General features: G+C 62.8%; 13 protein-coding genes. All 13 read left to right on the top strand.

Annotation, left to right across the window (positions count from 1 at the left end; translation table 11 throughout):
• The 13 genes from IFO71_RS06010 to guaA all read left to right on the top strand — a co-directional run bounded on the left by IFO71_RS06010 (position 1) and on the right by guaA (position 14,220).
• The gene (locus IFO71_RS06010) at positions 1-876 is read left to right on the top strand and encodes a RodZ domain-containing protein (RefSeq protein WP_192028639.1); all 876 of its coding nucleotides are present in this window, start codon (positions 1-3) and stop codon (positions 874-876) included.
• A gap of 102 nt (positions 877-978) precedes the next feature.
• The gene (locus IFO71_RS06015; protein WP_192028640.1) at positions 979-1,647 is read left to right on the top strand and encodes a YfgM family protein; all 669 of its coding nucleotides are present in this window, start codon (positions 979-981) and stop codon (positions 1,645-1,647) included.
• Complete coding sequence (bamB, locus tag IFO71_RS06020; protein WP_192028641.1) at positions 1,640-2,806, top strand: outer membrane protein assembly factor BamB; 1,167 nt, start codon at positions 1,640-1,642, stop codon at positions 2,804-2,806. The genes IFO71_RS06015 and bamB overlap by 8 nt, the downstream gene beginning before the upstream one ends.
• 17 nt (positions 2,807-2,823) lie before the next feature.
• Positions 2,824-4,221 carry a ribosome biogenesis GTPase Der gene (der, locus tag IFO71_RS06025; protein WP_192028642.1) on the top strand — a complete coding sequence of 466 codons (1,398 nt, stop codon included), beginning with the start codon at positions 2,824-2,826 and terminating at the stop codon, positions 4,219-4,221.
• 109 nt (positions 4,222-4,330) lie between these two features.
• Complete coding sequence (locus tag IFO71_RS06030; RefSeq protein WP_192028643.1) at positions 4,331-5,083, top strand: hypothetical protein; 753 nt, start codon at positions 4,331-4,333, stop codon at positions 5,081-5,083.
• Positions 5,080-6,255 (top strand): molybdopterin-synthase adenylyltransferase MoeB, encoded by a 1,176-nt coding sequence (moeB, locus tag IFO71_RS06035; RefSeq protein WP_192028644.1) that lies wholly within the window; start codon positions 5,080-5,082, stop codon positions 6,253-6,255. Before IFO71_RS06030 ends, moeB begins: the two co-directional genes overlap by 4 nt.
• Before the next feature lie 142 nt (positions 6,256-6,397).
• Entirely contained in the window at positions 6,398-7,276 is an 879-nt protein-coding gene (gene folD / locus IFO71_RS06040) for a bifunctional methylenetetrahydrofolate dehydrogenase/methenyltetrahydrofolate cyclohydrolase FolD (protein WP_192028645.1), read from the top strand.
• A gap of 80 nt (positions 7,277-7,356) precedes the next feature.
• Positions 7,357-8,136 carry a TRAP transporter TatT component family protein gene (locus IFO71_RS06045; RefSeq protein ID WP_192028646.1) on the top strand — a complete coding sequence of 260 codons (780 nt, stop codon included), beginning with the start codon at positions 7,357-7,359 and terminating at the stop codon, positions 8,134-8,136.
• On the top strand, positions 8,123-9,127 hold the full coding sequence (dctP, locus tag IFO71_RS06050; protein ID WP_192028647.1) for a TRAP transporter substrate-binding protein DctP: 1,005 nt from the start codon (positions 8,123-8,125) through the stop codon (positions 9,125-9,127). The genes IFO71_RS06045 and dctP overlap by 14 nt, the downstream gene beginning before the upstream one ends.
• A complete protein-coding gene (locus IFO71_RS06055; protein ID WP_192028648.1) occupies positions 9,124-9,627 on the top strand; it encodes a TRAP transporter small permease in 504 nt (167 codons plus the stop codon). Before dctP ends, IFO71_RS06055 begins: the two co-directional genes overlap by 4 nt.
• Positions 9,624-10,901 (top strand): TRAP transporter large permease, encoded by a 1,278-nt coding sequence (locus IFO71_RS06060; RefSeq protein ID WP_192028649.1) that lies wholly within the window; start codon positions 9,624-9,626, stop codon positions 10,899-10,901. The genes IFO71_RS06055 and IFO71_RS06060 overlap by 4 nt, the downstream gene beginning before the upstream one ends.
• 98 nt (positions 10,902-10,999) lie before the next feature.
• On the top strand, positions 11,000-12,457 hold the full coding sequence (guaB, locus tag IFO71_RS06065; protein ID WP_192028650.1) for an IMP dehydrogenase: 1,458 nt from the start codon (positions 11,000-11,002) through the stop codon (positions 12,455-12,457).
• Positions 12,458-12,654: 197 nt separating this feature from the next.
• Positions 12,655-14,220 (top strand): glutamine-hydrolyzing GMP synthase, encoded by a 1,566-nt coding sequence (gene guaA / locus IFO71_RS06070; RefSeq protein WP_192028651.1) that lies wholly within the window; start codon positions 12,655-12,657, stop codon positions 14,218-14,220.
• The last annotated feature ends 4 nt before the right edge of the window (positions 14,221-14,224 follow it).

The raw sequence follows: 14,224 nt of genomic DNA on the forward strand, positions 1-14,224 counted from the left end.
ATGTCGCAACCAGAAGCAGGTGTCGATCAGCAGATTTCGCTGGGCAAGCAATTGAGAACGGCCCGCGAGGATCGTGGCGATTCGCTGTTGGTAGCGGCTCAGGCGCTGAAGTTGCCGACCTCGATCATCGAGTCGATGGAACAGGATCAATTTGCGCGCCTCGGTGCCCCGGTGTATGCCCGCGGCCATCTGCGTGCCTACTTGCGCTGGCTGGGTTTGCCGGAGAGTTTGGCGGAGCAGCTGGTCGCGCCGTCCGATGAAGGGCCGAGCCTGCAACCCAGCATGCGCATTTCGCGCAGCAGGGCCTGGGTGGAGAGAAACGCCCTGCGAGCGGTGTATGCGGTGCTGACCGCATCGATTCTGGTGCCTGCGCTGTGGGTGGCTACCGAACGCTCAGGCTTGGACCCATGGCGTAACGGCCGCTCGCTGGATGAGGCCGCGCCATCGGCGCAGGTGCCAGCCGCGCTGCCGGTCGCTGCGCCAACATCGGAGCACGCCTCGACCACGCCTGCGGCCGCTGATTCGGAGGCGCCATTGCCGGTGATGGCCTCGATGACCCCATTTGGCGGCAGCAAGACCGAGCAAGGCCCGTCTGCGGCCACCGTGGCTGACACTGATGGTTGGACTTTCCACTTCATCGGCGATAGCTGGGTTGAAATCGAAGGGCCGAACGGCCGCTTGGAGTACGGTCTTCTGCGCGAGGGCGAGACTCGTCAGTTCGCCGCGAACGAACTCAGCCGGGTCGCGCTGGGCAATGTGCACGCCGTGGAACTGCACTTTGACGGTGAGCCCGTGGCGCTGGATTCGGTCACTCGGGCAAACGTGGCCCGCTTTACGGTATCCTCCGCCGGCGAGATCAGCGGCGACCCTCGCTGACCGGGCGGTTAAGCCTGCGCTCACTTCGGGTCCGCATCCTGAGCATCCACTGAAACCACATGTGAAACCGACGAGGCGGTGGCAGCGTCGGGGAGAGAGTCAATGAGCATTGAATTGATGGACGAGCACGAACAAGGCGAACGCGTACGCGCCTGGCTGAAAGAGAATGGGTCTTCCATCGTCACCGGAATCTTGCTTGGCGTTGCCGGCATTTTTGGCTGGCAATGGTGGGGTAGCAACCAGGAGCAGCAAAAGCACAACGCGGCGGCGCAGTACGCTGAGCTGGCTGAGGCCGTTGAGCGTAACGATCGTGACGGAGTCCAGGCACTGCTGAAGTCGATTGAGAGCGACTACGGCAGCACCGCATACTCGGTGCTGGGAGCGCTGCACTGGGCCGATATGCAGGTCGATGCCGGCGAACTGGCCGGTGCCGCTGAATCGCTGCGCCAGGCCAAGCAGGCCAACAAGGTTGCAGAGTTGAGCGCGGTGATCGATACGCGTCTGGCGCGAGTGTTGCTGGCCAGCGGCGAAGCCGAAGCTGCCCGCGGCGTGCTTGCCGCAGTCGGCAAGGACCAGGGTTCCGCGATGGTGGATGAGTTGCTGGGTGATATCGAAGCAAAGCTGGGCAACCGCGACGCCGCCATTCAGCATTGGCAATCGGCCTACCAGCGCTACGAAGACACGATGCCCGCGCGCAGCATGGTGGAAATGAAGCTGCTCGACCTGGGGGCTACGGTGCCCGCAGCCGAAACGGAGAAGGCCGATGCCTAAAGCTCGCTTGTCTCATGCCATCGTCCTCGCGTTGACGGTGTCCTTGGTCGGCTGCAGTGCGTTCAAGGGCAAGACCAACAAAGAAAACATCGAGCCGCCGATTGAGCTGACCGATATCGCCAACGAGATCCCGGTCAGTACTGCTTGGAGTCGCTCGATTGGCGATGGCGAGCGCAAGCTTGGTTTGCGACAGCCAGTTGCTGCCCTGGGTGACGCCGTCTATGCCGGCGGACCTGATGGTCGTCTGCTGGCCTTGAATCGCAGTGGCGGCAAGGCGCTGTGGGAAATCAAAGGCGAAGATCGCTACGCCGGCGGACCCGCCGTGGGTGAGGGCACCTTGGTTGTCGGCACATTGGATGGGCAGGTGATTGCCTATAACCCCGACAACGGCAGCGAACGCTGGCGGGCCAAGGTGTCGTCCGAGGTGATTTCGGTGCCGGCGATCGGTCGCGGCCTGGCTGTGGTGCGCTGCAATGACGGTCGCGTGTTTGCGTTCTCGATTACCGATGGCACGCGTCGGTGGGTCTACGACCGCGGATTGCCGTCGCTGACCTTGCGTGGCAACAGTAGGCCGGTGATCGAAGGGGACCGCGTGTTCCTCGGTTACGATTCTGGCGTGGTGGTCGCGCTGAAGCTGCTCGATGGCGCCCAGCTCTGGGAGCAGACCGTTGCCGAAGGTGAAGGGCGCCACGAACTGGATCGCATGGTGGACATCGACGGCGAGATCGTCGCCTCGGGTAGTGAGGTGTACGCCGCAGCCTTCAATGGACAGGTTGTAGCACTGGATGCCGGTTCCGGCCGTCCCTTGTGGAACCGTGAGATGTCGGTGTTCAGCGGTCTGGCACTGGCTGGTGACAAGATCCTGGTGTCTGACAAGGCTGCCACGGTATGGGCGCTGGACCGCCGCACTGGTGCCTCGCTATGGCGCCAGGATGGATTGGCTCACCGTTGGCTGACCACGCCGGTGGTGTCCGGCACTCGACTTGCCGTGGGTGATCTCGAAGGGTATTTGCACGTGCTTGATGTCGAGTCGGGCATGATCGTGGGCCGCGACCAGGTCGGTGGTGATCCGATCCGAGCCACCCCGCAGTTGGCCGACGATCTGGTTCTTGCTGTGACGATTGACGGCGACCTCGCCGCCTATCGGATCGGTCCGTAGAGCGGGCGGGGCGACGCATGCTTCCGCTGGTCGCCCTGGTTGGCCGCCCCAACGTTGGCAAGTCAACGCTGTTCAATGCCTTGACTCGCAGTCGTGATGCTCTGGTCGCCGACCAGCCCGGGGTGACGCGCGATCGCCAATACGGCATCTGCCGGCTGCTGGATCAGCCGTTCTTCGTGATCGATACCGGTGGGCTGACCGATGAATCGGAAGGTCTGGCCGGATTGACCTCGGCGCAATCGCGCCTGGCGGTTCAAGAGTCGGATGTGGTCGCCCTGGTGGTCGATGCGCGAGATGGCCTGTTGGCCTCCGACCTCAGCATCCTGCAGGAAATCCGCCGCGCCAACAAACGGATGCTGTTACTGGTCAACAAGACCGACGGTCTCGACATCGATACCTCAATGGCGGAATTCGCCAGTCTCGGCATAGCTGAAATGTTCGCCGTGGCAGCCTCGCACCAACGTGGCCTGCATCCGGTACTGGAAGCGATTGGCAAGTACTTGCCCGAGGTCGAACCGGGCCAGAGCGAGGCGGAGATAGATCCTGGTCGTATGCGCCTGGCCGTGGTCGGTCGACCCAATGTGGGCAAGTCGACCCTGGTCAATCGATTGCTGGGCGAAGATCGAGTGATTGTGTCGGAGGTCGCCGGCACCACACGCGACCCCATTGCGGTGGATCTTGATCGCGATGGCAAGCGCTATCGGCTGATCGACACTGCAGGTATTCGTCGCCGTGCGCGTGTCGAAGAGGCGGTGGAGAAATTCAGCGTGCTGAAGACCCTACAGTCGATCGAATCGGCTGAGGTGGTGATCTGCATGCTGGATGCCCGCGAAGGTGTCACCGACCAGGATGCCACGGTGCTGGGGCAAGTACTGGAGTCGGGACGCGGCCTGGTCATCGCGCTGAACAAGTGGGATGGGCTCGACGCCTATCAGCGCGAGCAATGCAAGGCCGACGTGCAGCGCAAGCTCGCCTTTGTCGAGTATGCCCAGGTGCTCACCCTGTCGGCCAAGCACGGCTCGGGTCTGGCCGAGCTTTTTCGCGCCATTCACCGAACCCATGCCTCGTCGACCCGGCAGTTCTCGACCTCGGAGCTGACCCGTGCGCTGGAAGCGGCATACGAGGCCCTGCAGCCGCCGGTGGTTCGCGGACATGTGGCCAAGCTGCGCTATGCCCATCCGGGCGGTAGCAATCCGCCTACCGTGGTTATCCACGGCTCGCGGGTGTCGACCTTGCCGCAAAGCTACAAGCGTTATCTGGAAAATTTCTTCCGCCGTCGCTTCAAACTGGTCGGTACGCCGCTACGCCTCGAGTTCCGCGTCGGCGACAACCCTTACGAGGGCAAGAAGAACGCGCTTAGCGATCGTCAGGTCCAGCGTCGCAAACGCCTGATCCGCCACGTCAAGCGGCGCTGACCGCCTCATACACCAGGATCTGAACTGCCAGGCGACTGCGCTCATGTCCGAATCAACATCGCTGCTGCAGTGCGCAACGGACTTGAAGCCGCGGGTCCGGACTCTGCCCGTGCAGGCAGTGGGACTGGCCGACGCTGCTGGACGGGTAGTCGCAGATTCGGGCAGGCGTCTGACTCCGTTGGCGATCGCAGCACAGACGGCACACGGCGCAATCCAACTCAACTGTGTCAGTCGGCCTCGTGTGGGTCTGCTTCCTGCCCAGTGCTCGCAAGCATCGGCGGACCCGGGGCTGCGTTTTCTGCAGGCCGCGCTCGCCGAGCGCGGCGTAGCGCCGACCAGTTGGCCTGCGGCGGACTACCCGGGAGGGGTGTTCAATGCCGCCCTGCGCAGCCTGCAGGAAGGGTTCGATCTGGTCATCGCCTTGTTGCCGCCGGGCAGTCTGGACCGTCTGCCGGCCGAGCGCGCCACAGCTGAGCACTGGACCTGGGCCGCGCGCGAACACGGCAAGCTGATCATTCAGCAGCAGCAACAACAATGGACAGTCAAGGTCGAGTCGGATCCGCTATCGTTGATCGCAGCTTGGTGTCTTGCCATGGTTCCCTTGCTCGATCAGCTCGAGGGACTGCCGACTGCACCACGGGCCGGCGTTGAGCTGACCCTGCTCGGCCCCGGACAGCGGGTTCCCGGGCGAATGGGGCTGGTGGAGCTGGGATGGCTGACCTTGAATCAGGTGGCAGTGCGCCAATTGGGCACCTTGCTGCCAGCGGCTGATTGGCAGAATCTGCCGGAAAAACTGGGGTTGATCGAGATGAGCGAACAGGGCGGGCGTTTGCTGTGGCAGTCGGCGAGGGCAATGGAGTGAGCTATCAACCCTACGATCCATTGGCAGAAGCGCGCCGGCTGGTCGAAGAGGTGGATTGTCAGGTAGCGTTCGATCGTCAGGCCCAGGGTGCGCGCCTGATCGACGTGCGCGAAGCGCATGAGTTTGCCGTGGCGGCGCCCAGCGGCGCGCAGTCGGCGCCGCGTTCGGCGCTGGAGCTGGGGCTGGGTGAGTACGCCTGGTCGCCGGATGAGGAATTGCTGTTGATCTGCGGCAGTGGACGGCGTTCGTTGCTGGCCGGTTTGGCACTGCAGCGTCTTGGCTATTCCAGAGTGCGCTCGGTGGCCGGTGGTTTCGATGCGTGGAAGGCGGCCGGCTTGCCCATCGAGCAGCGTGATCTTGACCCCGATTGGCTGCAGCGATATGCGCGCCATATCAATCTCGACGAGATTGGCCTGAGTGGTCAACAAACACTGCAAGCGAGCCGGATTCTGGTGATTGGAGCCGGCGGACTGGGCTGCCCTGCGTTGCAATACCTGGCTGCGGCCGGGGTGGGCCATATTCGCATTGCCGATGACGACAAGGTGGAACGCAGCAATCTGCAGCGCCAGGTGCTGCATGCCGAGGCGCGTATCGGCATGAACAAGGCAGAGTCGGCCAGACTCAGTCTTCAGGCGCTGAACCCACGAGTTAAGGTCGAGGTGCTGACACAGCGGATCGACGATGCCAATGTCGATCAGCACGTTGCCGCCTGCGATCTGGTAGTCGATGGATCGGACAATCTGCCGACGCGTTATCGGGTGTCCGATGCCTGTGTGCGCCAGGGCAAACCGATGGTGTTCGCCGCGGTGCATCGTTTCCAGGGTCAAGTGGCTGTGTTCAATGCCGGGGTCAGGCGCGGTCATTCGCCATGCTATCGCTGCCTGTTTCCGGCTCCGCCGCCGGCCGAGCTCGCCCCCAACTGCAGCGAAGTCGGCGTGCTCGGTGTGACGCCGGGAATCTTTGGCCTGTTGCAGGCCAACGAGGCCATCAAGTTGCTGCTGGGGATTGGCGATTCACTGGATGGGCGATTGTTGAGTCTTGACCTGCTCAGTCTGCAAATGCGCTTGACCCGCATCCCGCCCGATCCGGATTGCCCGGCCTGTGGTCGCGCCGGCACGAGCGACCTGCAACCGGTGGCCGAATGGTGCGCGAATTCGCCGCCGCAAGGCTGATTTGAGACGATCTGACGCTGAAACGATTGATCGGCGATAATCAGGAGTCTTGTTGCTCCGGTGAGCGATGGTTTCAACTCGCCAGAGCAGAAAGTCGCTGCGTCCGGGCGACCTTCCACTCACGCATCTTCTTGGAGCAGTAATGTCGGCCCGCATTTTGGATGGCAAGTCAGTTGCCGATGAATTGATCAACGACTTGCGCCGGCAAGTGATGCAAGAGCAAAAACAAGGGATTTCACCGCCCGGGCTGGCCGTGGTGCTGGTCGGCGCCGACCCGGCGTCGGCGGTGTACGTACGCAACAAGCGTCGGGCCTGTGAGCGGATCGGTTTTCGCTCATTGGATTTCGATCTGTCCGAGCACACCAGCGAATCCGAGCTGCGCGAGCTGATCGATCGCCTCAATGCCGCCCCCGAAGTGCACGGTATCCTGGTGCAGCTGCCGCTGCCGCCGCATATCAATGCCACTGCGGTGCTCGACCGCATCGATCCGGACAAGGACGTCGATGGTTTTCATCCGACCAATGTCGGTCGCCTGGCCTTGCGTCAGCTGGGCCTTCGTCCTTGTACACCGAAGGGCATCACCACCTTGCTGGGCCATACCGATCGGCCGGTCCGAGGGCGTAACGCGGTTGTCGTCGGCGTCAGTAATCATGTCGGGCGGCCGATGGTGATGGAACTGCTTATCGCTGGGGCCACCACGACGGCCTGTCACAAGTTCACCCCGCACGAGGAATTGCGCGAGCAGGTGGGCAAGGCCGACATCCTGGTGGTCGCCGTTGGCCGGCCGGGCATCATTCCGGGCGACTGGGTGAAACCCGGTGCGGTGGTGATCGACGTCGGTATCAACCGCTTGGATGACGGCCGATTGGTAGGTGATGTGGAATTTGCTGCCGCCAGTCGGCGTGCGGCCTGGATTACCCCGGTGCCGGGCGGGGTGGGGCCGATGACGGTGGCTACCTTGATGCAGAACACCCTGGAAGCTGCCCGATTGACCCGCAAACGCCATTCGGATCAAAGCTAATGCACTTGCCGTTCGCCAGTCGTCTCATGGGCATCGCGCTGGCACTGTGCGTGAGCGTCCTTGGGGCAGGGTGCGCCTCAATGTTCAGCGGCGTTGGCAATGGCCTTGCCGCTGGCATTCGCAGCCATGATGACCCGAAAACCGTGGCCGAAGCCTTGCCGGCCTATCTGCTGTTGCTCGATGGTCTGCTGATCGATCGGCCGGAGTCAAAGCCTCTGCTAAGTGCCGCGGCCGAGCTTAATGCCACCTATGCCGTTAGTTTCATCGACGAGCCAGAGCGTGCTCGGCGCTTGTCCAGGCGCGCCCTGGACTATGCGCGTCGCTACATCTGTCTGCAGGATGAGGCTCTGTGTCAGGCACTTGACGGTCCGGTCGATGTGTTCCAGGCACAGTTGCAGTCCTGTGACGCGCAATCGGCCGACATGCTGTTCGTGCTGGGCAATGCCTGGGCAACCTATATTCAGGCCAATAGTCAGGATTGGGGCGCGATTGCCGCCCTGCCCAAGGTGGAGAGCTTGATCGGCTGTGTGATTGAACAGCAGCCGCTGCGTGGTCAAGGCATGCCCTGGGTGGTAATGGGCGTGTTGAATTCGCTCAGGCCGGCGGCCGTGGGCGGCCAGCCGGAGCAGGCCAAGGCCGCGTTCGAGCGGGCGGTCGAAGTGTCATCAGGACGCAACCTGATGGCCAAGGCGATGTTCGCTCAACACTATGCTCGCGCTCAGTTTGATCGCGAATTGCATGATCGATTGGTGGAAGAAGTGCTGTCCGCTGATGCCACCGCACCGGAGTTGACCTTGGCGAACGTGCTGGCTAAGCAGCGCGCCAAGCATTTGATGGAGACGGCAGATGACTATTTTTAGCCGGTTGCTGAGCAGCTCGCTCGCCTGCCTGCTCGCTCTCGCCGGGCAGGCGCACGCAGCCCAGACACTGAAAATCGCCACTGTCGCGCCTGAGGGCTCGCTGTGGATGACCGAAATGCGGGCATCCGCCGAGCGTGCTGAGCAGGCCACTGAGGGCCGGGTCAAGATCAAGTTCTATCCGGGCGGGGTGATGGGCAACGACGCCACCGTGCTGCGCAAGATCAAGCTTGGCCAGCTGCATGGGGGGGCTCTGACCGGCAGCGAGCTTGGCGGCTTGAGCAAGAATGCCCAGTTGTATGGACTGCCTTTCCTGTTTGATGATCCGGCCGAGATCAAACCGATTCGCCAGCAGTTCGATCAGTACATCCGGCATGATCTGAACAAGGCCGGTTATGCGGTGTTGTCGATGACCGGCGTCGGCTTTGCCTATCTGATGTCCAGCGATGATGTGGGCAGCCGGGAGGCGCTTGAAGGCCGCAAGATCTGGGTGCCGCAGAACGACGTGATTGCCGAGCGCACCTTCCGGGCCGGGGGAGTGTCGCCCATCCCTCTGGCCTTGCCTGATGTGTTCACCGGTCTGCAGACCGGGCTGATCGATACTGTCGCCAACACCACTTCAGGCGCCATCGCGCTGCAGTGGCATTCGAAGATGCGCCGGCTGCTGGATTTGCCGCTGAGCTATATCCTCGGCTATGTGGTGATCGATCAACGCGCCTGGAACAAGATCAGCGAAGCCGATCAACAGGCCACCCTGCAGGCATTCGCCCAGGGTAGCGATCGCATCGAGTCGGAGAATCGTCGTTCCGATGCCTCCGCGCTCGATGCCTTGAAGCAACTCGGTGTCCAGGTAGTGCAACCGTCGGAAAGCGAGCGCGATCGTTGGCGCACAGTCGGGCGCGAGGTGGTAGACGCCTTGATCGCCGAAAGCCGGCTCGATGGAGAGGTGATCGGAAAGCTTCGGGCAGAGCTGCAGCGCCGCAGGCAAGGATGAGCGAGCAGCCGGCCGACCCTCAACAAGAAAAGGACTCGCCCTCGCTGTTGCACAGGGTCGAGAGCCACATCCTGGGCGCGGCCATCGTTGCCCTGGTTCTGCTGGCTGCCTGGCAGATCATTCGCCGCGCCCTGTTCAATGAGGCCTGGATCCACGCCGACGGGCTGATTCGGCAGTCAGTGCTTTGGCTGGCCGTGCTGGGCGCCCTGGCGGCGACCGGACGGCGCAAGCACATCGCCATCGAGCTCGACCCCAAGGCCGATCAGCGGCCCTGGGCGGCTTGGAAATCGCGACTGGTCAGCCTGATCTCGGCAGCCTTCTGCGCCACCCTGGCCTGGTACGGCTGGCGGCTGGTGGAGTTGGAAAGGGACGGTGGGATGGAATTGCTGCCCGGCCTGCCGATGTGGTGCAGCTTGCTGATTCTGCCAATCGGCTTCGGTCTGATGGCGCTGCGCTTTGGCTGGCAATCGATCGTGGCAGCAAAGGCCGAAACGCCGTGATCTGGGCCTGGCTCGGTTTGCTGCTGGCGGCCTTGCTGGGCGTGCCGTTGTTCGTCTTGATTGGCGCTGCGGCGATGATCGGCTTTCATCAACTTGACTACGATTTGACCCTGGTCGCGGTGGAGTTCCAGCGCCTTGGCCAGTTGCCCGGGTTAGAGGCGATCCCGCTGTTTGCTTTTGCCGGCACCTTGCTGGGGCAAAGCGAGGCGCCGAAGCGGCTGCTGGCTGTAGTGCAGGCTTGGCTCGGCTGGTTGCCCGGCGGTGTCGCCATCGTCGCGCTCTGCGTCTGTGCGCTGTTCACCGCCTTCACCGGTGCCTCCGGGGTCACCATCGTGGCGCTGGGCGGCTTGCTGTATCCGGCCCTGGTCGGCGCTGGCTACAGCCGCCAGTTCACCCTTGGCTTGCTCACTGCCGGAGGTAGCCTGGGCCTGCTGTTTGCGCCTTCCTTGCCGCTGATCTTGTACGGCTTTGTCGCCGGCCAGTTGGGCACCGATCCGCCGACCACGGTGGAAGACCTGTTTATCGCTGGCATCGTGCCTGGCCTGCTGATGGTGGCGGCATTGTCGGTTCTGGCGGTGTGGCGCGGTCTGCAACGCCCGCAGACGCGCAGTCGCTTTGAACTCGCCGAAGGCCTGAGTTCGTTGCGCAAGGCGGCCTGGGAATTGCCCCTGCCGGTGCTGGTGTTGAGCAGCATCTACGCCGGCTGGGTGGCGGCCTCCGAGGCCGCCGCGCTCACCGCCCTCTATGTCCTGGTAGTGCTGGTGCTGATTCGGCGTGAGATGAAACTGCCGCGTCTGTTGGACGCCGCGGCCGATTCGGTGCGGCTGATCGGCGCCATCCTGGTCGTGCTGGGCATGGCCTTGGCGCTCTCGAATTGGCTGATCGATCAGGAAGTCCCCAGCCGATTGTTCGAATGGATCAGCGCCCGCATCGAGAGCCCCTGGGTATTCCTACTACTGCTGAACCTGTTCCTGCTGGCAGTGGGCATGTTGCTCGATATCTTTTCCGCCATCGTCATTCTGGTGCCCTTGCTCATGCCGGTCGCCGCCGGTTTCGGTATCCATCCGGTACACCTCGGCATCATCCTGCTGGCCAATCTGCAGCTCGGTTACTTCACTCCGCCGGTGGGAATGAACCTGTTCATAGCCAGCTACCGTTTTGACGCGCCGGTCACCACCCTGGTGCGGGCCAGCTGGCCGTTCTTCCTGGTCTTGCTGGGCTGCGTGCTGCTGATCACCTGGTGGTCGACCCTATCGCTGTTCGCGATAGGCTGAGACCATCAGCTGAACCCGGCGCCGCCAACTGCGAGCACAGTCTGATTCGTTGGCCCGCGGCAGGTTATAATGCCGGGCTTCATTTGTCGGAGCCGCCCATGCTGCGCATCCACACCGAAGCCCTTACCTTCGATGACGTCTCGCTGATCCCCGCGCATTCCAACGTCCTGCCGAAGGACGTTCGGCTCGCCACCCGCTTGACGCGTGGCATCGAACTCAACCTGCCGATCCTGAGTGCCGCCATGGATACGGTCACCGAGTCCCGACTGGCCATTGCCATGGCCCAGCTGGGCGGCATCGGCATCTTGCACAAGAACATGCCGTTGGAGCGCCAGGCCGATGAGGTTCGGCGGGTGAAGATGTTCGAGGCCGGTGTGATCCGCTCGCCGATCACGGTCAGCCCGGATACCACCATTGCCCAGGTGATGAAGCTCACCGCTGATCGGCGCATTTCCGGCGTGCCGGTGGTGGAGGGGGGGCAGTTGGTCGGCATCGTAACCAGCCGCGATATGCGCTTTGAAACCAAACCGGACGATCCGGTGCGCCACATCATGACCAAGAAGGATCGCCTGATCACCGTGCGCGAAGGTGCCGGCCACGATGAGGTCCTGCAGTTGATGCACACCCACCGCATCGAGAAAGTCCTGGTGGTCGATGACGCGTTCCACTTGCGCGGCCTGATCACGGTGAAAGACATTCAGAAAGCCCAGGACAACCCAGACGCCGCCAAGGACGCCGACGAGCGCTTGTTGGCCGGCGCTGCGGTGGGCGTGGCTGGCGACACCGAAGCGCGGATCGAAGCCCTGGTCGCCGCCGGGGTTGATGTGATCGTGGTCGATACCGCGCACGGACACTCGCAGGGCGTGCTGGATCGGGTCAACTGGACCAAGAAGAATTTCGGCAAAGTGCAGGTGATCGGCGGCAATATCGTCACCGGCGATGCTGCGCTGGCCTTGATGGATGCCGGCGCCGACGCGGTGAAAGTCGGTGTTGGGCCGGGCTCGATCTGCACCACCCGTATCGTCGCTGGCGTGGGCGTGCCGCAGGTCACCGCGATCGGCATGGTGGCCGCAGCGCTGAAAGATCAGATTCCCCTGATTGCCGACGGCGGCATCCGCTACTCAGGTGACATCGCCAAGGCCCTGGTGGCCGGCGCCAATGCGGTGATGATCGGTGGCCTGTTTGCCGGCACCGAAGAAGCACCGGGTGAAGTCGAGCTATACCAGGGCCGCAGCTACAAGAGCTACCGCGGCATGGGCTCACTCGGCGCCATGCAACAGGGCAGCAAGGACCGCTACTTCCAGGACGCCTCCGACGCCGACAAGCTGGTGCCCGAAGGCATCGAGGGCCGTGTGCCTTACCGCGGTTCGATCAGTGCCATCGTCCACCAACTGGCCGGCGGCATCCGCGCATCGATGGGTTATGTGGGCTGCAGCAGCATCGAAGAAATGCGTACCCGACCGCAGTTTGTCCGCGTGACCAACGCCGGCGTACGCGAGTCGCACGTGCATGATGTGCAGATCACCAAGGAACCGCCGAATTATAGGATGAGTTGAGGGAGAGCTGTGATTGGTGATTTGTGATTGGTGATTTGTAAGAGAAGGCGTCGCCAGTCCGATTTGATTCGCTCCGTTGCGGGCATCCGGCTCCCCAGCTCGACAGGTGCGTTTACAAGGCCAGTTTCCTGCCTCACGCCAGCGCTCTTAACTAATCACCAATCACCAATCACCAATCACCCCAATCACGGCTCCCAATGACCAACATCCACAGCGACAAGATTCTTATCCTCGACTTTGGTGCGCAGTACACGCAGTTGATTGCGCGGCGGGTGCGTGAGATCGGCGTGTATTGCGAGATCTGGGCCTGGGATCATGATCCCTCGGAAATCGCTGCGTACGGTGCCAAGGGGATCATTCTGTCCGGTGGGCCGGAGTCGACCACCGAGACCGGTTCGCCGCGAGCGCCACAGGAGGTGTTTGACAGCGGGCTGCCGATCCTCGGCATTTGCTATGGCATGCAGACCATGGCGGTGCAGCTGGGGGGGGCGACTGAAGCGGCCGATCAGCGCGAGTTCGGTCATGCTGAAGTGGATCTGCTGGTCGAGGATGCTCTGCTCGGCGGGTTGTCCGATCATGACGATGCACCGCGCCTGGATGTCTGGATGAGCCATGGTGATCACGTCACCGCAGCGCCTCCGGGGTTCACCGTCACCGCCACCACCGATCGCATTCCGGTCGCGGCGTTCGCCAATGACGACAAGCGTTGGTATGGCGTGCAGTTCCACCCGGAAGTCACCCACACCAAGCAGGGTCAGGCCTTGCTACGTCGCTTCGTGGTGGACGTTTGCGGCTGCGCAACCTTGTGGACCGCGGCCAATATCATCGACGATCAGATCGCCCGGGTGCGCGAGCAGGTCGGCGATGACGAAGTCATTCTCGGTCTCTCCGGGGGTGTTGATTCCTCCGTGGTGGCCGCGCTGTTGCACAAGGCGATCGGCGATCAGCTGACCTGTGTGTTCGTCGACACCGGCTTGCTGCGCTGGAAGGAAGGCGATCAGGTGATGGATACCTTCGCCGAGCATCTTGGCGTGCGGGTGATCCGGGTCAATGCCGCCGATCGCTACTTCAATGCATTGGAAGGGGTGAGTGATCCCGAGCGCAAGCGCAAGATCATCGGCAATCTGTTCGTCGATATCTTCGACGAGGAAGCCGGCAAGCGAGCCAATGCGCGCTGGCTGGCCCAGGGCACAATCTATCCCGACGTGATTGAGTCGGCCGGGAGCAAGACCGGCAAGGCGCACGTCATCAAGAGTCACCACAATGTCGGCGGCCTGCCCGAACACATGAATCTGGGGCTGGTCGAACCCTTGCGCGAGCTGTTCAAGGACGAGGTGCGTCGGTTGGGCGTCCAGCTCGGCCTGCCGCGCGAAATGGTCTATCGCCATCCATTCCCGGGGCCGGGCCTCGGCGTGCGCATTCTCGGCGAGGTCAAGCGCGAGTTTGCCGAGCTGCTGGCCAAGGCCGATGCAATCTACATCGAAGAGCTGCGCGCTGCCGGCCTGTACGACAAGACCAGCCAGGCCTTTGCGGTGTTCTTGCCGGTGAAGTCGGTGGGCGTGGTCGGCGATGCTCGCGCTTACGAGTGGGTGATCGCGCTGCGTGCGGTCGAAACCATCGATTTCATGACGGCGCACTGGGCGCATTTGCCGTACGCCTTCCTGGACAAGGTTTCGCGCCGCATCATCAACGAATTGCGCGGCGTGTCGCGCGTGGTGTACGACATCTCCGGCAAGCCGCCCGCCACCATCGAGTGGGAATAGGGCG

Source organism: Pseudomarimonas arenosa, assembly GCF_014841215.1.
GTDB classification, from domain to species: domain Bacteria; phylum Pseudomonadota; class Gammaproteobacteria; order Xanthomonadales; family Xanthomonadaceae; genus Pseudomarimonas; species Pseudomarimonas arenosa.

Bases quoted from the DNA above. Each gene is read 5' to 3' on its own strand.
- IFO71_RS06045 (WP_192028646.1), top strand. From the start codon at position 7,357: ATGTTCAGCGGCGTTGGCAATGGCCTTGCCGCTGGCATTCGCAGCCAT.
- der (WP_192028642.1), top strand. From the start codon at position 2,824: ATGCTTCCGCTGGTCGCCCTGGTTGGCCGCCCCAACGTTGGCAAGTCA.
- folD (WP_192028645.1), top strand. From the start codon at position 6,398: ATGTCGGCCCGCATTTTGGATGGCAAGTCAGTTGCCGATGAATTGATC.
- IFO71_RS06055 (WP_192028648.1), top strand. From the start codon at position 9,124: ATGAGCGAGCAGCCGGCCGACCCTCAACAAGAAAAGGACTCGCCCTCG.
- guaB (WP_192028650.1), top strand. From the start codon at position 11,000: ATGCTGCGCATCCACACCGAAGCCCTTACCTTCGATGACGTCTCGCTG.
- IFO71_RS06015 (WP_192028640.1), top strand. From the start codon at position 979: ATGAGCATTGAATTGATGGACGAGCACGAACAAGGCGAACGCGTACGC.
- IFO71_RS06010 (WP_192028639.1), top strand. From the start codon at position 1: ATGTCGCAACCAGAAGCAGGTGTCGATCAGCAGATTTCGCTGGGCAAG.
- bamB (WP_192028641.1), top strand. From the start codon at position 1,640: ATGCCTAAAGCTCGCTTGTCTCATGCCATCGTCCTCGCGTTGACGGTG.
- dctP (WP_192028647.1), top strand. From the start codon at position 8,123: ATGACTATTTTTAGCCGGTTGCTGAGCAGCTCGCTCGCCTGCCTGCTC.
- guaA (WP_192028651.1), top strand. From the start codon at position 12,655: ATGACCAACATCCACAGCGACAAGATTCTTATCCTCGACTTTGGTGCG.